Raw genomic sequence first — 22208 nt, 5'->3', positions numbered from 1 at the left:
GGGCACGCTGCTGTTCCCGACGGCGGAAGGGACGCTGCGGCCAGGCGCCTTCGCTTCGGTGGGGCTGGGGGTGGACAATGCGCGCTGAGCGGCCTTGGTGCGGCGGGCTTGGCCTGGCGCTGGTGCTGGTGCTGGCCCTTCTGGCCTCCGGGTGCGCCTCGTTGCCGGCGAGGCCGGGCCAGGCGGGCCGAAGCGCCACCCTTGCCTTCACTCCCTTCTCAGTGCCCACCCATGCGGCGAGGAGTGCGGCGGCAGGTGTGTATCGGGGGGAGGAGTCAGGCTCCGCGGATGGGCCGCCCGAGATAGGGCCGATGGGCCTGCGACGCGGGCTCCAGGGGGTGGTCGTCGACAGGGACGGGGCGCGAGGCTCAGACAGGGAGGGCGGCGTCTTCGTCTGTGGCGGCAAGGCCCTGCCTCCGGGCTGGCCCCGCCTGGCCCAAAGCCGGGAGGTGCTGGCGCCCTTCCTGGCGTGTGCCTCGCCCGCGGAGTTCGTGGCCATGCAGCGCGGGGTGGGGGACATGGGCGCGGTGGTGCAGTCCCTCTATCCCTGGGACGCTGTCCGGCTGGGCGCCCTGGGGCCGATGGACGAAGACGCCTCGGCAACCCTCAGTCGCAAGCGCGCGGACTTCATCGTCACGTCCGTGGAGAAGTACGGCGTGCCGTATGCCGAGGTGTTCGCCCTCTTCGTCCTGCACTCGGCATTCGACGACGAACTGCGCGAGGTGGTGCAGCGACTCGCCCGTGACAAGCAACTGGGCGAGACGCTGGGCGCGATGGCCGCCGTCCGCGAGGAACTGAAGCGGCGGGGCCTGGCGCTGGATGGCTTCCCGGAGCGGGGAGAGCAGGGCCGCGACGTGCTGCGGGGGCTGGGGCGCGCGGGCAGGGACATGCTCTCCAGCACCTTGGTGAGCGGTGAGGCCCGGTACACGGAGCTCATGGCGATGCGTGGGCAGATGCCGTCGCCCTACCAAGCAGCCATCGATGAGGTGGAGAAGGCCCTGATGGAGAGGCACTACTCGCCGGGAAGCGTCTCGGCGGGGGCCTTTGACTCTCTGACCTTCGGAGTGCCGGTGGGCTTCTACCACCTGGCGGTGGGGACGGGGCACGGGGCGTACTCGCTGGCGCAGGGCAAGTACGAGCAGGCCACGCGCGAGTTGGCGCCGGCCGCGCTGGCGGTGGTGGTGTACGCCGGGGGCAAGGGCGCTCGTGCCCTGGTGGAGTCTCGTGGCGGGCTGCGGCGCCTCCAGATGCCGGCGCTCGACGTGGCCGGCATGAAGGCGCTGATGGCGCGCCTGGAGGAGCAACTCGGCATCACCGCCGCGCGCGACTTGCTGCGCTACCTCCAGGCGAGCCGCGAGGGCGCGCTGGTGGCCGCCGAGTGGGGTGAGGCAGGGCTGCTGGCGCTGTACGAGGCGCGCGGAAACCCCGCGAAGGCGCAGGCGGTGCTGATGGAGGCGGCGAGCCGCGAGCCCGCCCAGTCCGTAGCCACCAGGGGCTCTGCAGGGAAGCGGCCCGTCAACCTGGACCTCTTCGAGCAGAACGCCGAGGTGTCCGCTGCGGAGGCGCAGGCGGCCAGCCGCGAGTCGTCCGGGGCTGCGGCGACGAGAGGAGGCGCGAGTCGCGAGTCCGCGCAACCCGCAGCTTCACGGGGCGCAAGCGGGAATCGGTACGTCAACCTGGACCTCTTCGCGCAGGACGCCAAGGTCGGCGCAAAGGAGTCCGCAAGGGCCAAGCTGTTCCAGGCGGAGCTGGAGTCCTCGGGGCCCCGTCTCCCGAAGGACGTGAAGCTGCTGAAGGAGATGGCGCCCAAGCTGGACGAGCCGCCGCCGGGGGTCGAGAAGGGGGCTCCGCTCTGGCAGGAGTACGTTGCCTACCGCAAGAGGCGGCTGAAGGAGATTCGGGACGGTGACGCCGTCAAGGGCCCCCTGAAGTGGGAGGGCTACGGGGGGATGCGCGCCTACTATGCTCGGGGCATGGCATTCGAGAGGACCATGATCGCCATACTGGAGGCGGACGCTGCGTTGCCCCGCGCACAGCGGCGGTGGCTCGGCGACTTCGAGCGGCCCCGCATCGAGACGCACGTGGGCGTGTCGAAGGTGGACTTCCGGTACGCCGACGTCCTCGTCATCGAGGAACGTCCCCCACCGGGCCAGCCACCTCGGGTGGAGACGTTCAGCTTCAAGAGTCGAAACTTGGCCGCCCTGGGAGAAGATGCGCTGCCTGTGCAGGTGAATACGGACGCCAGTAACGCAATGAAGTTCTACGGTGGAACGCTGAAAATTCTTCGGGACGGTATGCGACAGCAGGCGAATGTGAAGCGAGTGCGCCTTGTCTATGAGGGCGGAGAGCTGTTGCCCGAGAATCGAAGCGGGCTGGATAGTGCGGCCATGGACGCGCAGAGTTCGATTCAGGGCGTGGAGGTACTGTTCCAATGAAAACGCTGACCTTGCATGACTTGGACAAGGAGAACAATTTTCGTTTCACTATTGACGGGACCTATGACCCAAGGAATGGCTTGGAACAATCTGTCGTGCCATTTCTGGAATCCTTGGAGTCGTATGCAGACGGATGGATGCCGACATTCATCAAGGCCAGTCGGACGCGCAAGTACTCCCGAGAAGCGGTAGTCCGTGCGCTGGAAGAGCGGCGCCAGGAGTACGGGACGATCATCGGGCTTGTTCGCCCAGAGGAGCCCGCCGTGTCGTTGGTTCTCAACCTCGGGCCTGCGCGGGAACGGCCCATGCTGAAGGCCAGTCTTAGCGTGCAGCCACTCACGTTTTTTGGTGAGGTGGAGCGCTGTCGCAACTTCGTGCAAGCCGCTCGGGCATGGGCCTCCCAGTATCCGACGGACTATGCGGTGGCACACAGCGATGCCGATATGCATCTCGCGAAATTCCCCTCGTTCGGTCGCGAAAGGGATACGTGGATGCGGGATGGATTCGACAAGATTTATGAGCTGTTCTGGTTGAACATCTTCGGCCCCAAATTGGTGGCGTCCGTAGGTCGAGAGCGGATGCTCTCGACGCCTGCGCACCTCGTGGAGGAACTTCCCAATGGTTCCGTCCTCTTGTTGCTACGGCCTACTGCCGCCGACTTTGACAGTGAGGAGTCGCGTGTCGTGCAGGCCCGCGCGCATGTCCACCTGCGGCCCGACCTCGACTTCGACACCGTGCTGCGCACGTTGAAGGAGCGCAGTGCTGCATTCGTTCCCGTCGAGCCGCGCTTCCATCCGGACGTGGCGCCGCTCTTGACTCGGCTTACGGATGAGTCCGGTGTCACGACTCGACAGCGGAAGATCGCCGAACTCAACGCCTTCCAACCTCCTGTGCCGGAAGAGTGGCTCCCTGTCGCTCATCCCTCGGACGTGGCAAATCCGGAGCGCGTCCTCGAATCCTACGGAGACTTGTCCGAAGGGCTTGTGGCTGTGCTTCACACGGAGGTGCCCTCCATCATGGAGGAGACGCCTGAGTCTCTGACGGACCTCGACTTCCACTTCTGGAAGACCCATTTCCCCGAGCGCTACACGCGCGATGTCCTCGACGGACACACGATACCGGCGTTAGGCGCCTACCTAGGGGACGTGCTGGTGCGGCGACTGGGAGGGACGTGGGTGCTGCGGCAGAAGATGGAAGAGTCCCAGGTGCGGGTGGGCAAGCGCGTCTGGCTGCCCTTCCTCCGCGCCCGCCGGTACATGCAGTCCCGCCAGTCGCTGCTGGACTACTCGCTCACCCAGTTCTTCCATGAGGTTGAGCGGTACGGGCCCTGACGGCCGCTCGCGGCTGTGAGGTTCGAGGCAGAAACAGGAGGTGTGTGGGCGCGTGCTGACGGGCGCGCCTGACGGCTCCTGCTTCACCTCCTGGTACACGCCGTCCCGCCCGTTGCTGCTGGACCATTCACCCGCTCAGCTTTCATTCGGGAAGTGGAGCGGCATCGCTCCTCCTGGGATCGACACTGCCCGCCTGCGTGCCAAGCCGTGTTGACCGGCGTGTGTGGCGCGGTGGTGCTTGAACAAGGATTCCGGCGCCTGCGAGACCGAGTTGCTGAACTTTGGTGCTGTCGCCGGCACGGGCGACACGGCATGACTGGCGCCTTGTCGCCGACCGCACCGTCATCGCGTGGAAGCCCGGGCCCACGCGCCCCCAGGGCACGGAACTCCTCGCCCCTTTGATACGGGCGCGGGCTTTACACGACGCGGTCTTGGCGCTTGAGGCCGTCGACGGCGTCGGGCCCCTGGCTGAGCGCCCCCTTCCAGGCGTCGGCCGGCGTCGGGACGCGGGCCGACCAGCGGCGGGCGTGGGGTTGCATCCGCTAGTCGCCTGAAACTCCACGGGATTTGTGGCATGACACTGCGTGACCATACTTGATGTTCCGTGACGATGAGCGATAGTCTGCACCCAATAGAGACGAGCGAGACGCATGGTTACGATGTGCAACCTGTACATCCGAGCAGTGTGATGCCGATCGAGATCGAAGGCGTCGAGTACTTCACCGCGACGGACATCCAGCGGGATGTCGGCGTCGTTCGGCAGACGTTGTGGCGGTGGCGAAGGGCCCGGGCCATTCCGCAGGGGCTGCGCTACCGGAACAAGGCGATCGTCTTCACGCGCGCGGAGGTGGACACCATTCGCGAGTACTCGAACCGTCTCGAGCCCGCGGACTCGCCCCCGCTTCGTCGACAAGGCGGCGCCTCAACTGCGGCGCCGAAGGGGGACGCATGATGCCACTGAAGGTCTCTGGGCAGCGAGTGGCGCTATGACGAGGGCAGCACACGAAACGAGACGCGAGGACTGCTCGATCATCGCGCTGGATAAGTTCATCCAAGCGACGCGGGACTCGGGCTACAAGGGCACCGCCAGCGCCATCTCGGAACTCGTCGACAACTCGATCCAGGCGGGCGCGACGCGCATCGCGCTCTCCGTCGAGGCCAAGGCCAGCGACGACGAGGAGACGGCGATCGAGATCTCCGTGCTCGACAACGGCTGCGGGATGGACCCAACAACGTTGCGCCAAGCGCTCCGCTTCGGCGGCAGCACCCGCTTCGGTGATCGTCGAGGGCTCGGCCGGTACGGCATGGGGCTCCCGAACGCGTCGCTGAGCCAGGCGCGTCGGGTCACCATCTACACGTGGCAGCCCGGCGCGACGAACGGCAAAAGCAGAGCACCGCGAGGACGCCTTGTGTCACCGTGCGTGCACTCGTCCTACTTGGACGTCGACGAGATCGTGCGCGGCGAGATGGTGGAGGTCCCTGCGCCCGAAATCGTGAAGGCGCCGTCGTCCTCGTGCACCGGGCACTCCGGCACCCTCGTTTGCTGGTCGCAGTGTGACAGGCTCGACAACCGGCGCGTTTCAACGATCGTGCGAAAGCTCGAGGTGGAACTCGGGCGGCGGTTTCGGCACTTCATCTGGAAGGGCCTCCACATCACGGTCAACGGGGACACGCTGGAGGCGTTCGACCCGCTCTACCTCAACCCGGAGGCCGAGATTTCGGGCGCGCAGCTCTTCGGCGAGGAGATGCGCTTCGAGGTCCGCGCCGACCCGGTCGACCCACGGAAGACGGGGTGGGTGCGGGTCCGGTTCACGGAACTGCCCGTCCACGCGTGGCACAAACTCTCCAACGAGGAGAAGCGTCGCATCGGACTGTCTAAGGGCGCTGGCGTCTCCATCGTGCGCGGCGGTCGCGAGGTGGACTACGGCTGGTTCTTCATGGGGAGCAAGCATCGCGAGAACTACGACGACTGGTGGCGCTGTGAGATCCAGTTCGATCCCATCCTCGATGAGGCGTTCGGCATCACCCACACCAAGCAGCAGGCTCGGCCGCAGGCGCACCTCATGGAGGCGCTCACGCCGGACTTGGAGGCGACCGCGCGCGCGCTCAGCGGCCGCGCGCGCAAGGCGCACATGGCAGTGAAGGCGAGCGATCGATTTTCCGAGGCGGAGCGCATCGCCAACGAGCGTGACCACCTCCTCCGTCCGCTGCCTCGCAGCGCCGATCCTACGGCCAAGGCCTTGATGCGAGAGTTGGCGGCGAGCCACCCGGAATTGCGCGAGCGCGCCGATGAGAAAGACCGGTACAGCATTATCGAGCACTCCGTGAAGGACACGTCGTTCTTCACCCTCGCGCATGACGGGGACCGGCTCGTCCTCGTACTCAACCCTGACCACCCCTTTTATCGAGAGATCTACAAACCCCTGTCCGAGGGGGAGGCTCCGCGAGATCCACAGCTCCGCGCGAAGCTTGAGCTGCTCCTCCTCGCGGCGGCGCGAAGTGAGGCGGCCACCCGCGGAAAGGTCCCCGCGCTCGCGAAACATCGGCTTGATTGGAGTAACACCCTGGCCGCGTTCCTGAACGACAAATGACCAACGCGCCCGACATGCCCTGGACCACGCTAGAGCCGGCGCTCCCGAGCAAGGCGTCGCGAGATGCATTCGTGGAGCACACGCGCGCGCTCGCGAAGGTGCGAAGGGATGAGCGCGCCGACGAGGTCCTCGATAAGGTCCGCGCCGAGTTCGTCGCGGAGGTCAAGGCGTCGCGCCGCGCCGACCGGCAGGCGCTGCTCGCGGCCGGGCTCGTGCTGTGCGACCTCGCGACGCAAGGGTGGCTAATGCGAGTGCGCGGCGAACGCGTCGAGATCAGGCCGCCGGAGCCTGTCGCCGACAGGGTCGCCGAGAAGGCGCGCATCCGTCGACAGGAGTTGGTCAAGCGCAACGCTCAGCTCCGACAATCGTCGGTCCAGCGCTTCTTGGACTCGATGGAGCGACAACGGCTCCACAACGGGGCGTACGTTTCGATCTACTCGCTCATGCGGGACGGACGCGAACTCGCGGAGGGACTTCGGGAGGCGCGCACGCACCTCAACAACGGGTGGGCCGACGTGCTCTCCAACCTGGTCGAGCCGTACCTTCAGTTCGTCACCGAGGAGGCCGCCACGTGCGCGTACACCGGGCTGCGCCTCATGGACGTCTGGCGTTATTTCCGCCACACGTGGACGAACCAGCATACGAGCGTGCCCGGACGGACGATGCTGTTCCTCGTCCGCGACCGCGCGGCCGCTAACCATCCGGTGATGGGGATCGGGGCGCTGAGCAGCCCAATCATGCAGATCCGTGAGCGGGACTCGTGGATCGGGTGGCACCCCGACACCTTCCTTGAGCGCGTACGCCGAGAGCCGACGCGAGACCTCGCGAAATGGCTTGTGGACACCCTCGACGCTGCCATCGACGAGATCTACGTCGCGGATCTACTCGAGGACAAAGTCCTCTCGACGCGTGACCTCACCGCCCCGTCCGACGCCGCGCTCGACCGGCTCCTTAATGAGGGAGCGGAGCAGCGTCGGCTGCACCATCGCTACGCGCGCACACGGGACCTCAAGCGAAGCCGCGCCGACCTCTCGGGGGATGAGTACTGGGTCGCGCAGGCTCGAACGCACCTGTTCCGCAGCAAGCGCGCGCTCGCGCTCGCGACGTTCCTGCGCGCGCGCGCGGTCCTGAACGAGGCGTTCCAGGGCAAGCCGACGGCGGAGAAACTCGCTGCGCTGGCCGCGACGGGCTACGGCAGCGACGCGATCCGCAGGGTGCTCAAGAAGGCGAAGGCCGATCGCGTCGGCATCGCGGTCGCGGACATCTCCGTGTGCGGTGCCGTGCAGCCCTACAACGCGCTGCTCGGCGGCAAGCTCACTGCGATGTTGGCGGCGAGCCCGGAGGTCGTGCACCAGTACCGTCGTCGCTACGCGGGCGCGGAGAGCGAGATCGCGTCCTCCGTCGCGGGGCGGCCCATTGTCCGCGCATCGAAGCTTGTACTCCTCGGCACGACGTCGCTCTATGGCGTCGGGTCGAGCCAGTACAACCGCATCAAGATCCCCGCCCACCGCCTCGGCGGCGCCGACAAAGACGTCATCCGCTACGAGGAGTTGGGGCGCTCCGCAGCATTCGGCACGTCGCACTACTCAGAGGAGACCGTCGACGCGCTCGTCGATCTCGTGCAGCAGTCCGACGCGCAGAGGGTGAACAGCATCTTCGGGGAAGGCGCCAGCCCCAAACTACGCAAGGTGAGGCAGGCACTCGAGTTGCTGAGCCTACCCGCTGGCATGCTCCTACATCACCACCGCCCGCGCATTGTCTACGCGGTGAGCTTGGTCAGGAACCTCGCTGACTACCTCATCGGCCTCGCTAGGCAGCCGGACTACATCATCCCCGCAGACGCGGCCGCCTCTACTGCTGCGATTGGTACGTGGTGGCGAGAGCGGTGGCTCAGGCATCGGATTACCTCCGACCAAGTGCTTGAGGAGGTCGCGCGGCACACGCGGGTGCATCCGGTCACCCACGGCGCGCGCGTGCCGCACCAGCGCGCTTCGACCCAGCAGCCCATGTTCACCGACCATTCATGAGTCCTAAGAAGCCCGCGCGGCCTCGCGCAACTCAAGTCGCTGCGGCGAAGGCGGTGGTGCGGTGGTACCTAGACCAGCACTTCCGCCAGCCTTCTGACCCTGGCGTGGTCGAGATGTTCTGCGAGCCCTCACGCGTCGGCTCGTTCGCCGTCGACCGTCTTGCTTTGCGTGCGGGCGATGGCCGAGCGCTCTTTCGCCTCCTCGTCGCCACCGCGATGTTTCAGCGTCGACAGGACGTGCAGATCCTCCGCATCTTGCAAGGGATGGGCGCGTCGGACGCGGCCGAGATCTCCGACGCAGCAAAGCTCCTTGCGCTAGTCGACGATAGCGACTGCGCGAATATGCGCACGACGCAGGCCCTCGCGGAGGCGTGTAATCTCGACAAGGATCCACAGACGCGCAAGGGATGTTGCAGCGCAAACCCGAGCGTCAACTGTCACCTCAAGCGACACACTGTCCTCCTTAAGCGCTACGGCCATTTCGGGAAGGTGCCGACGTCGATCGCCCTGATGGTCAGAGAGTCCGGCGCGGAGGACCTCTCCGGTTTGCACCGACTCGTGATGGAGAGAGAGCGAGACCCGCTGGCGCGCGCCCAAGCGCTTGAGCGCGAACTCTCTCGCGCTTGGCGAGTAAGCCAGAAGATCGCGAGCATGTTCCTCTCCATGGTTACGAACCCAGACCTTTCCCGGGGGCTCGCGCCGTGGTCACAAGGCATCGACTGGAGCTACTACGTCGTCGTCGACAGCAACGTCGACCTCTTCCTTGCGTCAATCGGGTACAAGGGGACCGGAACTTATGATGCCCGCCGCGACTTCGTCCGCGAACTCGCGCGGGGCATCGACCTGACCGAGTTCGACGGCGCGCTACAGTCCTACAACCCGCGCTTGGTCCAGCAGGCGATGTACCTGTTTATGAGCATCGCCAACCGCCGGGCGGCCGAGGCTGACTGCATGCACCTCGCCCCGATCCCGTGCGTTACCTGCCCAAGCGCTGTTCGACGCCGGTGTCCCGCAAGACCTGCGCTGCCTGCGAGCCAGTAGCCCCCGAACGTACCTCGTCCTGATTTCACTGCTGTGGCATCTTGGAATACGATGCCGGCGGGGTTTTCTGGCTTGGCGCCGAACTGGAACTATTGGCGCTGACGATGATGGGTAGTTCGAGGATTTCTGACGCGACTGGGGAAGCGTGGACTACGCAAGGGACCTACGCAGTGGAAAAACCATCGTGGCTGAAGATGCCAAGCCGGGGCGACTCTACGAGTGGCTTTGCCCCGGCTGCGGTGGTCGCGTCTCTCTTCGTGACGGCGGCAACCGACGAGCGCACTTTGCCCACCGCGCTGGAGAAGGCACGCCTGCATGCGACGAGTACTTCCCCAGCATTGGAGGCGGTGGTGATAGTGTCGCGCGGTCTCTCTCTGAGGTCGAGGACGACCCGTCGGAATTAGGCTTATTGCTCACCCAACTCGATGGGCGCTGGGGCTTAGGACTCCGCCTGCCGGAGATTCCAAACGATGAGTTGGGGGAGACGTCGCTCGGAGAACTGCGGTCTGCGTTCGTGGACATCTACGCGGGGCGCGACCAACTGCTTCGAGTCAGCGCGCTGGATCTGCGCCCTGGCGTAGGAGCAGCGCGCGTTGACGTGGTGCCGAGCCTTCAGGCGTTTCAAACGCAAGCAACTGGCTCGTGGCCGGCCTTGGTTGCCAAGGAGCGGTGGCTCCTTGCGTCCCGAGGGCTCGAAGCCAAGGGCACGTTGTTCCGCCTCCGTCGCGGAGAGTGGACGAGGCTCCGCAACGGCGCAGGTGTACACGAAGGTGAAGGACTCGTCGTGCTCGGCGTTTCGCGCCCGCAAGCCCCGATCACCGCGGAGTTCCGTACACGGGTGTTCGTCGGTGGCGACTCCTGCTGGACCTATTGGGAGGTTCAACTCCCGACCGAGCCCGACGCGAACGTGCTCGACTGGCTGCACCGACTCGGCCACACGGTCATCCCGAGGCCGTGGAGCCTCGACCTCGCGACGCCTCCCCGCGCGTTGGACGAGAACGGCGCGCCAAGCTTCTGGGTCACCGATGCGCCGCTGGTCGCGCTCGCATCTCCTCGACGTCGCGAGTCGGCGACCGTTTCGCTAAGAAGCGATGCGAGCGCGAGCAGCGTCGGCGTAACGGCGAGCGAACTGCGGGACGCCATCATAGCGATCACCTCGCCGCAGGTCGGGCCGGCGAACCTCACGGTCGCTGCCGAGCGTAGCGCTAAGCTCGATGTCGTCTTCGTCGCACGCCCACCTCGCGAGGTGCTCTTCGAGCAGTTGCTGAAGACGCCACGCGTGAGGATCTGGCTCGGCGATGTGCTCATCGAGGCGTGGAAGGACTCATCGAAGAAGGTTCCGATCCAACCCTCTCTGCCAGAGGTGCGCGTTGACCTAGGCTCGGAGAGCGCCCGCGCATGCGTGACGATATGGGAGAGCGGGAAGCGTCGGACGGCTCGAGGTCTCGATCGTCGCAACGCGGAGAGGGTCATCGCGGAGGCGCTCCCCGTAGCCTCGCGCATCGAACTGGACGCCGACAATTTCGGACGAGTCGAACTTACCCCAGCGCGTGTCTCGAGCGAGGGGGTCAGCCGTGCGACCGCGCGCGATAGGATGGGTTGGTTCGACCACGTCTCCAGCCTAGCCACGTCGCCAGAACAGTACACGGCGACGACGCTCCTCAAGCATCCGCGCGCTTCGACGTCACTCACGGTGCGACGCGTCGGGGGCCCCGCGCTCGTTCGCGGTCGACTGGCTTCCCGTCGGCGCTATGAAGTTGGAGGCAAGCGTTGAGAAAGCTCGGAGACTTCTTCGGGGAGCGGAAGTTCCCAGAAGATCAGGAGACTCGAATTTCACAGGCAGTGGCGTCCAAAGACGGCCTGCCCGCGCAGGTGTTCCGCAGCTACGCGACGAGAACACACACGTTCCTCAACGGCTTCGAGAAGCGTGAGTCCATCAAGGGCACTCGTCCAGGTACGCCCTTCTATCGAAAACGAGCCGTCGAGATACTTATCGACTGGCTGGGCAAAGGACCTAAGAAGCAGAACGCGTGGATCATCTATAGACAAGCCGCCATCCTCTACATGCAAGCAGAACTGGTGACGCTCGACACCTTGCTATCGGAAGTCCCTGCTCCCGATACGCTCAGCGTCACGGAGGCGCTTAAGCTGACGTGTAGTCGAGCGACGGAGTACGAAGTCTCCAAAGACGACGTGCTTCGATTTTACGACTTGTGGGGAATCGAGCGCACTCCAGACTTCGAAACCTCGATCGATGACTGGATGAAGCCCGATGAGGACGCCCTCCAGAGACGTCAACTTGCGACCGCCACCACTGCGGTCAGAGAGTTGAAGAAGGCGGTCGCGGCCAGCGCCCTTGAAGCTGCAGCGTTGAGGCAGCAGATCGAACGGACGGAGCAGGCCGAGGCCGAGACGCGCAGCGCGCAAAAAACACTCACCGATGCCGCGCACAAACTGGAGGAGTCTGTAGCGGCGCTCGCCGACGAGGTTCGGCGAGGAGGAGCGCGCCTGAACGCGCTTGAGGGAGGCTCCAAGGACTCCGTCTCCACATCGACGCTGACGTCGGAGATCCAACGCCTCGAGGCGTCCACGAAGGCGGCGCTCAAGACCGCGACGGACGCCGCGCGCGCGACGGTCGCGGACGCGTTCAACACCAAGCTCTCACGGACGAAGGAGGAGTTGGAGAAGGAGATCCGAGACCTCTCCTCCAAGCTGTCTGAGGCGACGGAGGGCGCGGCGCCCGCCAAGAAGCTCTCCGCCCAGCCAACACCGTTCTCGGTCGCGCACCGCACACCCAGCGAACCGCTCAAGGATGTCGTCGCGCTCCGACGGGCGCTCACGAGCGCGGCGCGCGCCCGAGGTGTTGACCCGTCAATGATGCTGCAAATCCACGCCGCCATCGCGGCGGGGCTCACGCCCGTCCTGCTCGGCCCCGCCGCGCTCGCGGCGCTCACTGCGTACGCGGACGGCGCCTGCAGTGGGCGCCTTATGGTCATTCACGTTTCGCCGAGCGCACTCCAACCGCGCGATCTCGACGACCCGCCAGGTGGTGGCCTCTTGGAGGCTGTGCGCGCCGCGAAGGACATCGAAGGACTTTCGCTCGTCGTCCTGGAGGGCGCGAACCGTTCGCCGATCGAGGGCTCCGTCGTGCCGTTGCTCCAGATGCTGGACCTTGGGCTCTCACCGCTCGCGCCCGCGCGTGGCCTTCGCCTCTCTGCCACGCTGGTCGCAGGCGCGACGACGGTGCCTGTCAGTTCGCAGATGTGGAGCTACGCGACTGCCGTGTACCCTGCACCAACCACAGCGAACAAGCAGGCCGCGTCGACCTCTGGCGCGCTCGCGTTGTCGAGCGAACTCCTCACTCCGGGCGATCCGCCCACGGAGATCGTCGATTCGCTCCTCGAATCATGGCCTGATTGCAGCGAACTGCGCCCGGCGCTGGAGCGGCTGGGGGCAGCGTTGACGCGCCTCTACGAGGTACAGAAGGACGAACAGCGCATCGCCGACGCGTTGCTCTCAGGCTTAGTCCTCCCCTACATCGCCACGTCGTTGAACGTCGAGGAGCAGGCCGAGGCGCTGAGCACCGCGAAGGCCACTGACGAACTCGCGAAGGCGCTGGTGCGACTTCGCCGGAGGCTCTGCTGATGGGCGTCGAGGAGATCAGCGACGCGCGACGAGCGGCGGACCTCGGACAACGCGCGCTAGGCCTCCCGGCTTCATGCCCGGCGTCTTCGATCCAGTTCGAGATCTTACGCGCGACCGTATGGGGCATGGCCGCGCCGAGCGGCAGGGTCCACATCAACCGCATCCTCTCCAGCGCCCTCCCGGTCTGGCGACTCCTCACTGGGCGGGCGGCCGCGAGCGAGGAGACGCTCCGGGCGGAACTGCGCGCCGCGCTGACAGATCTGGAAGACGCGGGCGACCTGTTGCAACTGCCCGGCGGCTATTGGGGCCCAGCGACCGCGCGCCTCGTCGAGTTCTCGGCCGACTCGGGGCGACTACTCATCGGGGGCGTCCCGTCGTCGTTGCTGCCGCTCCTTCCCGACGCGCTCGAGTATCACGGACCGCACCGGCACCTCGCGAAGCCCGCGCCGGAACTCGCCGCCGCGTTGCCCAAAGAAGACCTCTCGTCATGGTCCCGGCGCCCCAGCCCCCCGCTCCAAGAGTGGGCCCGCGAGGTGATCGAGTCGCTCGAGCGTCAGCCCTACTCTCCGACGAGCGCGGAGTCCTTCGAGTTCTATACGCCGTCGAGCGCTCAGCCTGGCACCCCACAGTTTCGACGCTGGAGCGACAACCCCGGCCCCAAGACCACGACGATGCTCGCTCGCCGAGTGCGGATCTACGGCGCGCGAGAGTACCGCCTCGTGGACGTGCGCGCCGCGCACATCGTCGGCGCGTGCGACCTCGAAGGCGTGGACGTGCGCCGCCTGATGTACGCGCTGGATCTCGCGGCGAAGAATCCCGTCCGCGCGAGGCGCCTCCACAGAGAGCGCGCTGAGTGGTTGTTTATGAGCGAGTTGCCGCGCGCTGAGCAACGCACCTTCGCCGCGTGCGGAATGCTGACGATCCCGGATGAGCGTCCCTTCGAGAGGCGCTGGACCTTCGTACGGAATGAAGAACTCGCGCTCGGCATGCTCCGAGAGCTCGGGATCACGCTGGAGAATCGAGCATGAGCGACCAGGTCGAGCTTGGCGTCAACGAGATCGCGCAGCGCATTCATCTGCGGTTGCGCCGTTACCTCGAAGCCCAGTACCACATCCGAAACTCAGCGCTCATCGAAGAGCGAGAGATGCTGCTCAAGGAGCCGGGCGGGATCTCCCAACGCCCGTTCATCGAGGTCACGCCGTCTTATGCGGTCTCCGGCAGCTTCTCTGGGCTGAAGGTGCCCGCGCCGGTCACGGGGCTACTGCAGGAGTTGAGCGGCTGGAAGCCGGGAGTCGGCGTGTACCCGCCGTACCGGCACCAAGCAGACGCGCTCGAGCACTTCTTCGCCAAGGGCACGGACAGCGACGACCTAGTAGTCGCGACGGGCACGGGCTCTGGAAAGACGGAGACCTTCCTCTATTCGATCTTGGGCGCCCTCGCGCTCGAGGGGACGGAGCGACGCGCGTCGTACGCGCGCCACGGAGTGCGCGCGCTCCTGTTGTACCCGATGAACGCCCTCGTCAGCGACCAGACCGCGCGGCTCCGGCGGCTCCTCGGAAACGAGCGCCTCGCGCAGTTGATGGAGGAGCGCTGGGGCCGCCGCGCTCGCTTCGGCATGTATACGAGCCGCACCCCGTATCCCGGTGTGCGGAAGGGGGCCAAGGACAAGCGTCACCTCGACACATTGCTCGGCTACTACGAGCGCCTTGAGACGTCTTCTAAGCCAGAGGATCAACTCCTCGTAGCGGCGTTGAAGGATCGAGGCCGCTGGCCTGCGAAGGACGTCGTGCGGTTCTACGCGAGAGACCTTGAGGAGAAGGTCATCGTGAAGAGCGGGAAGCGCGCTGGCAAAGAGAACACGCTCGGACATTGGGACGAGCGCTTCCTGACGCAGCCTGGTGATCGCGAACTACTTACGCGTCACGAGATGCAGGAACAGGCTCCAGACCTCCTCATCACCAACTACTCGATGCTTGAGTACATGCTGCTCAGACCCATCGAGCGGTCGCTGTTCGCGCAGACCCGCGCGTGGCTGGCCGCCGACCCGAAGAACCAGTTCCTGCTGATCCTCGACGAGGCCCACATGTACCGCGGCGTCGGCGGCGCAGAGGTGGGGCTCCTGATCCGTCGGCTCCTGTCTCGTCTCGGCATCGGGCGTGACCGGCTTCGCTGCATCCTCACGAGCGCCAGTTTGGGCGATGGCCCGGAGGCGGTGGCCGCCGGCAAGGCGTTCGCCCGCGACCTGACGGGCGAGACCCCGAAGAAGAGCTTCGAAATCGTCAGAGGGACCCGCGAGGCGCGCTCTGGTTCGCGCGCCGGAACACCTGCCGAGGCGCGCGCCCTCGCGGTGGTGAGCCCGAACGCCTTGGCTGCTGCTGCCGTTGCGCCGAGCGAAGCCGATGTCGTGCTCACCAACGTCGCAAAGGAGCTTGGTTGGTCGTCGCTCCCGAAGATCACCGAGCAGGAGGGACTCGCCGCGAAGCAGCAAGTTTGCCGAGCGTTGACGGGCTTCGGTCCGTTGGAGTTGCTGTTGGAGCAAGCGTCGGGCAACGCGACGGACTTCGCCGAGTTGGCCCGCATGCTGTTCCCGAAGAGCGAGGTGGCCGAAGCCGAGCGCGCGACGGATGGACTCCTTGCGCTCGGGACCTTCGCGCGTCGCGTTGAGACAGGGCGTGAAGAGCAGCCGCTGCTGCCGACGCGTGTCCACTTGCTCTTTCGCGGCCTACCGCCGCTCTACGCCTGCATCAACTCGAACTGCACAGTGCGGCGGAATACTCCCGGGAGGCCGCTCCTCGGTCGCCTCTATACAGAGCCGCGCACGCAGTGCGACTGCGGCGCGCGCGTCTTCGAACTGCTCACGCATCGAGACTGCGGGGCCGCCTACCTCCGCGCCTTCGCGACCAGCGCAAACTCCAATTTCCTATGGCACGAACGAGGTGGAACGCTCTCGGAGTTCGGAAAGCCCCTCCATGAGCTTCACTTGTTCCTCGAAGAGCCGCATCCAGACCAGCGCGGAAAGGTCGCGCCGATGCTCGTCGACGTCCAGACTGGACGTGTCCTCCCCGTCACTACGACGGAGGAGCCTGGGCTGCGCCTCTGTTATCGCGCGCTCGTCGCCGCCGAGAAGGTCAGGAACACGACGACCTTCAGCGAATGCCCAGCGTGTACCCGCCGGACGCAGTCGGGGGGGGCTCTGAAGATCATGGATCTCGCGACGAAGGGCGAGCAGCCCTTCGCTAACCTCGTTCGAGAGCAGTTCGTCTCGCAGTTCGCGACGAAGGAACCGAACGAGCAGCACCCGAACGGGGGGCGCAAGGCGCTCCTCTTCAGTGACGGTCGCCAGAAGGCCGCGCGCCTCGCGCGAGACCTGCCTCGCGAGGTGGAGCGCGACTCCTTCCGCGAAGCGCTGGTGCTGGCGTGCAAAGAGCTGACCGACCTATCTCCGCCACAACCGGCGGTCCTCGATGAGACCCTCTACGCGGCGTTCGTCGCGGTGTGCTCGAGGCACCATCTCCACTTCTTCGATGGGCATGATCAAAAGTCCCTCATCGAGGAGTGCGCGCGCTTTCGGAAGGACTACGGCGACCTCGACACGGCGCTCGCCGGCAAGTGGCGTCCCGCGCCACCGACCAGATTCCGCACCGCCCTGATTCGTCAGATTGGCGACCCGTACTACTCGCTGGCGGCGGCCTGTGCAGCGGTGGTTGAGGCGTCTCCGTCGAAGCTCAAGCTCCTGCAGAAGCGCCTCTCTGGCGTTGGCTCGCCGCAGTTGGTCGAGGACATCGCGAACGCTTGGCTCCGTGAGATGCTCGGCAAGTACGCGTTCGACCCTGCGCTCAGCAAGGACGCGCGCCTCGACGAGTTTGGCTTCTTTCAGCCGCTCCGCGCCGCCGACGCGATGAAGCAGTTCTTCGACGTCCTCCGGACGCGGTCCGGCCTCAGCGCCGCCGACGTTGACAAAGTGCGAGACGAGTTGTTCGAGGTCTTCACGCGTGAGGGCACCGCTGGCGACGACTCCGGTCGCCTCGTCCTCACTGACGGAGTTGCGATGCGCCTCGCGCTCGACGCGGATTGGCTGCAATGCGTCGTTTGCGGACACCTCCAAGAGAAGCCAGTCCTCGGCGCGTGTGGCAACTGTCAGGACAAGCGTCTGGAGAAGCGCGCACCTGAGCACGAGTACATGCGCTCCCGAAAGGGCTTCTTCCGGGAGCCGCTGCGCGCGGTGCTTCGCGGAGAACGCCCTGTCCACATCACAGCGGAGGAGCACACCGCGCAGCTCTCACAGCGTGACGCGGGCGTCGTCTACGCGACGACCGAGGAGTTCGAACTCCGATTCCAAGACGTGCCGCTCGGTCAAGACAAGCCTCCCGTCGACATCCTGAGCTGCACGACGACGATGGAGGTCGGCATCGACATCGGCTCACTCACCGCCGTCGGCCTTCGAACGGTGCCCCCGCAGCGCGAGAACTACCAGCAGCGCGCTGGGCGTGCTGGTCGTCGCGGGACGTCGGTCTCGTCCGTCCTCATGTTCGCGCAGGGCGGCGCGCACGACGCTCACTACTTCGCCAACCCTAAGGCGATCATCAGCGGACCACCGCGCGAACCTCGTCTGAAGGCTGACAACCCGCGCCTCGCGCGGCGGCACGTGAACTCTCACCTGCTCCAGACCTTCTTTCACTCGCGGCTCGACGCGCTCTCGGAGGACGAGCAGGAGGAGATCGCCGCGCGCCGACCTGGGATCATGAGCGCGCTGGGCGACGCCGCCGAGTTCTTCGACGGGACCGGCGAGTTCTCCTTCGTGGAGTTCGAGCGATGGATGAAGGGGGACGTGCTCACCCCGAAGAGCGGGGTCGTCGACGAGGTCGCAGCCTGGCTCCCGCGCGCGATCTTCAAGGTCGATGAGGGCAAGCTCGTCGAGGCGAAGCGGAGGTTCGTCCGCGAGATCGCGGAGGCGTTGCTCCGCACGCTTACGAAGCTCCGCGATGGCCGCAGCGCACCGTCCAGCAAGGAGCCTGACAGCGAAGATGTCTCCGTGGCGGAGGATGAGGGTGGGCTCCTCGACGTCTGCTTCGACCGTGGGCTGCTCCCGTCCTACGCGTTCCCTACCGACCTCTGTAGCTTCGTCATTCAGGAGTGGGACAAGACGAACTCTCGCTGGCGGGTCAACGTGAAGGAGCGCCCTCAGATGGCGAAGGCGCAGGCGTTGAGCGAGTACGCACCCGGGCGCCTCCTCGTCGTGAACAAGCAGACGTACCGCGTCGGTGGCATTTTCATCGACGGCCCACCGTCGGCCGCGCCCGCTGCGGCGTTGTTCGCGCAGCCGCTCAGCCGCTACGTAGGCTGTTCACGCTGCTCGTTCATCTCAATCGAAGGCGGCGCTTCAGCGCGGACGATCGAGGGGGCCCCGTGCCCGGTGTGTCGAACGCCGCTCTTCGTGCGCGAGTACCTGGACCCGCCGGCGTTCTCTCCGGAGGACGCGCGGGCGCTTCGAGAAGGAGATCGAGAGCAGGACATCACCTTCGCGTCGTCGGCGCAGCTCCCCGATCTGAAAATCGCGGAGCAGAACAAGTTTGACTGGCATGAAGGGCCGGGCGTCAACCTGAGCCACGCATACGGAGAGGACATCCTCCTCGTCGTCGCGAACAAGGGTAAGGATGCCGCTGGCTTCAGCGTCTGTGAGAGCTGCGGCGGTGCGTGGCTCGACGGTGAGGAGCCTGAGGGGGCGCACGTGCGCCCGTTCCTGGTCTCGAATCACGTCCTTGAGAGAGACGGCGCGCCTAAGCGGTGCAACGGCGATGTTCGGCGTGGGCTGTTCCTCGTCCACGATTTCCGAACAGATCTGCTGCTCTTGCGCGGCGCGTTTCGCGCGCCGCTCGACTATCAGCCGGGCCAACCTTGGATCAACGACGCGCTGTCGACGCTGGCGGAGGCGCTCGCGCTGGGCGCGAGCCTCCACCTCGACATCGATCCCGGTGAGCTCTCAGCGGGCTTCCGCGAACTACCGGCGCTCACTGACGGCGACAAGGGCATCGCGGAGCTTTACCTCTTTGACACGTCCTCTGGCGGCGCTGGCTATGCAGCCGACGCCGGTGCGCAACTGCAGCAGGTCCTCGACAAGACGGAGGAGTTGCTGCGCAACTGCCCTGGCGGGTGCGAGCGGTCCTGCACGAAGTGCCTCCGCCACTATGGGAACCGCTTCTTGCACAGTCGCCTTGATCGACGGTTGGCGCTGCAGTTCCTCCGCTTCTTCCGCACCGGGGAGGCACCTTCTTTCCCCACAGCGACGGAGCAGGCATGGACACTGCGTCCGCTGAAACGCTTCCTCGAGTTGGAGGGATGGACGACTACGACAGAGCCGACCGGCGCCCTACGCGCCGACGGACAACGCGCACTTACGGTCGGCGTATACCCGGCGCTGCTGGCGAGCGACGTCGCCGAACTGGGTCATCCGACGGCACCATCGAGCGACGCCGTCCGCGTCCTTTTGCCCGACTACCTCGTCGAGCACGATCTGCCGTCTGCCTATCAACGCGCCACCGGCTTGAGTGGCCCAGCGGGGGCACCGCCGCCACGCGCCTCCACGCCAACGGTCCCGAAGGGACAGGTCGTTGAGCTGCGGATAAAGGATCTCCGCCAGGCGGATGACGCCGCGACGCACGGCAAGGTACGCCTCCACGCCGGTGTCGCTCCCAACTCGGACGCCTTCGCCGCGCGCGTCCCCGCTCCGGGGCTGAAGAACGTAGGGTTCGCCGCTGGCGGCTGGCTTGTCCTCCGTCCGGTCGCGACCAAGGACCTCACGCCCGACGCCTGGATCGTCGTGCTGAGGGCGCGGGGCAAGTTCGGCGCGACAGGCGCGAACTGGACGATCGCCCACGTGAAGGAGCTTCCCGGTGACGAGGCGACGCCGCCGCGACTCCAGGTCTCCTATGGCAGCGCGACGGGGAAGGAGTTCCGTCCGCAGCGAATCGACCGCGCGGAGCTCACGCTCGCCGCGACGATCGTGAGCCACGCGGATGAGGCGACCTGATGGCCCGCTTCATCCCCGACGTCGCGCGAGAGGACATCATGCACGACTCGGAGCGAGTCGTGTACGAGGCGCTGCGCGCGTTGCCGACGGGCTTCGTCGTGATGCACTCGCTCCCGTGGCTTCGCCCGACACGAGATCTCGCGGGCGAGCCGCTCCGAGAAGGTGAGGCGGACTTTGTCATCTTGCACCCGCAGAACGGGCTGTTGGTGCTCGAGGTCAAGGGTGGGCAACCAGAGCTGTCAGGGCGGGTGTGGGTTCGCGACGGCAAGGAGATGCGAGACCCGTTCGAACAGGCTCGACGTAGTCGTTACGCGCTCCTCGACGCCGTGGAGGAGCGCACTCGTAAGCGGGTAAACCGAGCGCTCTTCACGCACGGCGACGTCGTGGTGTTCCCTCACGCTAGGTTCGCAGGGCCGTTGCCCCTCAACGCGGAGCCACGCATCGTCGTCGACGCTCCAGAAGTTTCTTCGCTCCCGACGAGAATCGAGGAGGCGTTCAAGGCGTGGGCTCGCCGTGAGACCCGCCTGCCGCCGCCGGTCTTCGCCGAACTCCTCGACGCACTGATGCCCAAGCTGCGCCTCATGCGCTGCGAAGGCGCTGAGATCGCCGCAGAGCGCCAGAGGATTGTGCAGATCACGCTCGACCAACGCGCGACGATGCTCGGCCTGATGGAGAACGCGCGCGTGCTCGTTGAAGGCACGGCAGGTTCGGGGAAGACGCTGCTCGCCCTTGAGTTCGCGCTCACCCTCGCGGCGCGCGGCGAGCGTGCGCTGTTCCTCTGTTTCAACCGGCACCTCGCGGCGTGGCTTCAAGAGCAGGCCAAGCATGATCCACGGGCGCAGAGTATCGGCGCCCGGCTGGAGATCTCGACCTTCCATGCCTACGCCCGCGGGCTCGCGAAGCGCGCTCGCGTGCCTTTTGACGTCCCGGAGTCGGGCGAGCAGTCGTTCTGGGATGACGAGGTCCCGCTCGTCATGGAGCAGGCGATCGAGGTCCTACGGACGCGTGGACAAGCGGAGGAGTTTGACGCCATCGTCGTCGACGAGGCTCAGGACTTTGCGCCTGACTGGTGGGTCACCATCGAATCGCTCTCCCGCGCTGGCCGTGACGGTCGTCTCTACGCGTTCCTCGACTTGAACCAGAGCTTGCGGGGGACCGCGAAGCTCCCGTCGGTTTCGCTGGCGACGCGGTTCCACCTGACCACGAACTGCAGAAACACAAAGACGATCGCGAGGAGCGGAGCGTCGCTCGCACGACTCGACGTGCGACTGCTCCCTGGGTCGCCTGTCGGCGAGCCACCTGCGGTCCGTCGCGCGCCGTCCGCCGCAGCCGAGGCAGGCATTCTGCTCTCGGAGGTCAGGCAACTGCTTCAACAGGGAATCGAGCCGAAGCAACTCGCGCTGATCGGCCCCGCTACACACTCCAAGGGCACCCTCGCCAAGCACACGGAGGTGGACAGTATCCCGCTCATCGATGACGCCGCTGACTGGCGACGCGGTGGAGGCATACTCGTCACGACCGCGCGCGCCTTCAAGGGGCTCGAGGCCGACATCGTGATCGCCTACGGCCTCAACGCGTTCGGCACCTTCTTTTCTCCGACCGACCTCTACGTGGCTTGGACGAGGGCTCGTCACCGCCTCATTCTCGTCTGCCAAGCCGGACAGGTCCGACAGAACATCGAGGCCGCCCTGAGCGAGGCCGCGAAGCAGCAAGACGCCACCACCCCGAGCGGCTCATGAGAAGCACACACCTTGCGTGCATCATTGCTCCGCCTGACGAACTTGCGGTTGCGACCGAAGTAAGAGACGTGCGAGTGCTGCCAGCCGTGCTCGCGACGACAAGGAGCCCGACGCCCTCGACCAGCGCCAGCAGGCGCGCTGGGAGGTCTTCGCCGTGAGCTTGCCGATCGCGATCACCGACATTCTTCACGGGCACGCCGTCGAGTGGGAGCGGCTCGAGTTCAAGGAGAACTGGAACCCGCTCAAGGGTAAGCGTTCAGGGGGGATGGGCGGCTGCAGAAGGAGCAGGCCAGCAGCCGGCGGGAGGCTTGTCGCTCGCTGACGCGGCGTGAGGCATGGGACACGACACGTCGTGGCAAAGGTCGACCCCAAG

General features: G+C 66.1%; 12 protein-coding genes. All 12 read left to right on the top strand.

Annotated features, from left to right (window positions below; translation table 11 throughout):
- Positions 1 to 77 precede the first annotated feature (77 nt).
- The 12 genes from LZ199_RS45495 (at position 78) to LZ199_RS45440 (ending at position 22157) form a co-directional block, all read left to right on the top strand.
- Positions 78 to 2435 carry a hypothetical protein gene (locus tag LZ199_RS45495; RefSeq protein ID WP_254000110.1) on the top strand — a complete coding sequence of 786 codons (2358 nt, stop codon included), beginning with the start codon at positions 78 to 80 and terminating at the stop codon, positions 2433 to 2435.
- Positions 2432 to 3766: a hypothetical protein gene (locus LZ199_RS45490; RefSeq protein ID WP_254000109.1), complete on the top strand. Its 1335-nt coding sequence runs from the start codon at positions 2432 to 2434 to the stop codon at positions 3764 to 3766. The genes LZ199_RS45495 and LZ199_RS45490 overlap by 4 nt, the downstream gene beginning before the upstream one ends.
- Positions 3767 to 4454: 688 nt before the next feature.
- Positions 4455 to 4718: a hypothetical protein gene (locus LZ199_RS45485; RefSeq protein ID WP_254000108.1), complete on the top strand. Its 264-nt coding sequence runs from the start codon at positions 4455 to 4457 to the stop codon at positions 4716 to 4718.
- 34 nt (positions 4719 to 4752) lie between these two features.
- A complete protein-coding gene (locus LZ199_RS45480) occupies positions 4753 to 6357 on the top strand; it encodes an ATP-binding protein (protein WP_254000107.1) in 1605 nt (534 codons plus the stop codon).
- The gene (locus LZ199_RS45475; RefSeq protein ID WP_254000106.1) at positions 6354 to 8384 is read left to right on the top strand and encodes a Druantia anti-phage system protein DruA; all 2031 of its coding nucleotides are present in this window, start codon (positions 6354 to 6356) and stop codon (positions 8382 to 8384) included. Before LZ199_RS45480 ends, LZ199_RS45475 begins: the two co-directional genes overlap by 4 nt.
- A 104-nt stretch (positions 8385 to 8488) precedes the next feature.
- Positions 8489 to 9424 (top strand): hypothetical protein, encoded by a 936-nt coding sequence (locus tag LZ199_RS45470; RefSeq protein ID WP_254000105.1) that lies wholly within the window; start codon positions 8489 to 8491, stop codon positions 9422 to 9424.
- Positions 9425 to 9608: 184 nt separating this feature from the next.
- On the top strand, positions 9609 to 11198 hold the full coding sequence (locus LZ199_RS45465) for a competence protein CoiA family protein (RefSeq protein ID WP_254000104.1): 1590 nt from the start codon (positions 9609 to 9611) through the stop codon (positions 11196 to 11198).
- Complete coding sequence (locus LZ199_RS45460) at positions 11195 to 13069, top strand: hypothetical protein (protein ID WP_254000103.1); 1875 nt, start codon at positions 11195 to 11197, stop codon at positions 13067 to 13069. Before LZ199_RS45465 ends, LZ199_RS45460 begins: the two co-directional genes overlap by 4 nt.
- The gene (locus LZ199_RS45455; protein ID WP_254000102.1) at positions 13069 to 14097 is read left to right on the top strand and encodes a hypothetical protein; all 1029 of its coding nucleotides are present in this window, start codon (positions 13069 to 13071) and stop codon (positions 14095 to 14097) included. The genes LZ199_RS45460 and LZ199_RS45455 overlap by 1 nt, the downstream gene beginning before the upstream one ends.
- Positions 14094 to 20096, top strand: coding sequence for a DEAD/DEAH box helicase (locus LZ199_RS45450; protein WP_254000101.1), 6003 nt, complete (start codon positions 14094 to 14096; stop codon positions 20094 to 20096). Before LZ199_RS45455 ends, LZ199_RS45450 begins: the two co-directional genes overlap by 4 nt.
- A complete protein-coding gene (locus LZ199_RS45445; protein ID WP_254000100.1) occupies positions 20096 to 21835 on the top strand; it encodes an NERD domain-containing protein in 1740 nt (579 codons plus the stop codon). Before LZ199_RS45450 ends, LZ199_RS45445 begins: the two co-directional genes overlap by 1 nt.
- A gap of 154 nt (positions 21836 to 21989) precedes the next feature.
- Entirely contained in the window at positions 21990 to 22157 is a 168-nt protein-coding gene (locus tag LZ199_RS45440; protein ID WP_254000099.1) for a hypothetical protein, read from the top strand.
- The last annotated feature ends 51 nt before the right edge of the window (positions 22158 to 22208 follow it).

Origin of the sequence: Myxococcus qinghaiensis, assembly GCF_024198215.1 — a bacterium.
Lineage (GTDB): Bacteria > Myxococcota > Myxococcia > Myxococcales > Myxococcaceae > Myxococcus > Myxococcus qinghaiensis.
Note: the sequence above shows the minus strand (reverse complement) of the source record. Positions and strands in the feature narration are given on the sequence as shown.

Excerpts from the sequence above, each read along its gene's own strand:
- LZ199_RS45495 (WP_254000110.1), top strand. The coding sequence starts at position 78 with ATGCGCGCTGAGCGGCCTTGGTGCGGCGGGCTTGGCCTGGCGCTGGTG.
- LZ199_RS45490 (WP_254000109.1), top strand. The coding sequence starts at position 2,432 with ATGAAAACGCTGACCTTGCATGACTTGGACAAGGAGAACAATTTTCGT.
- LZ199_RS45485 (WP_254000108.1), top strand. The coding sequence starts at position 4,455 with ATGCCGATCGAGATCGAAGGCGTCGAGTACTTCACCGCGACGGACATC.
- LZ199_RS45480 (WP_254000107.1), top strand. The coding sequence starts at position 4,753 with ATGACGAGGGCAGCACACGAAACGAGACGCGAGGACTGCTCGATCATC.
- LZ199_RS45475 (WP_254000106.1), top strand. The coding sequence starts at position 6,354 with ATGACCAACGCGCCCGACATGCCCTGGACCACGCTAGAGCCGGCGCTC.
- LZ199_RS45455 (WP_254000102.1), top strand. The coding sequence starts at position 13,069 with ATGGGCGTCGAGGAGATCAGCGACGCGCGACGAGCGGCGGACCTCGGA.
- LZ199_RS45450 (WP_254000101.1), top strand. The coding sequence starts at position 14,094 with ATGAGCGACCAGGTCGAGCTTGGCGTCAACGAGATCGCGCAGCGCATT.
- LZ199_RS45445 (WP_254000100.1), top strand. The coding sequence starts at position 20,096 with ATGGCCCGCTTCATCCCCGACGTCGCGCGAGAGGACATCATGCACGAC.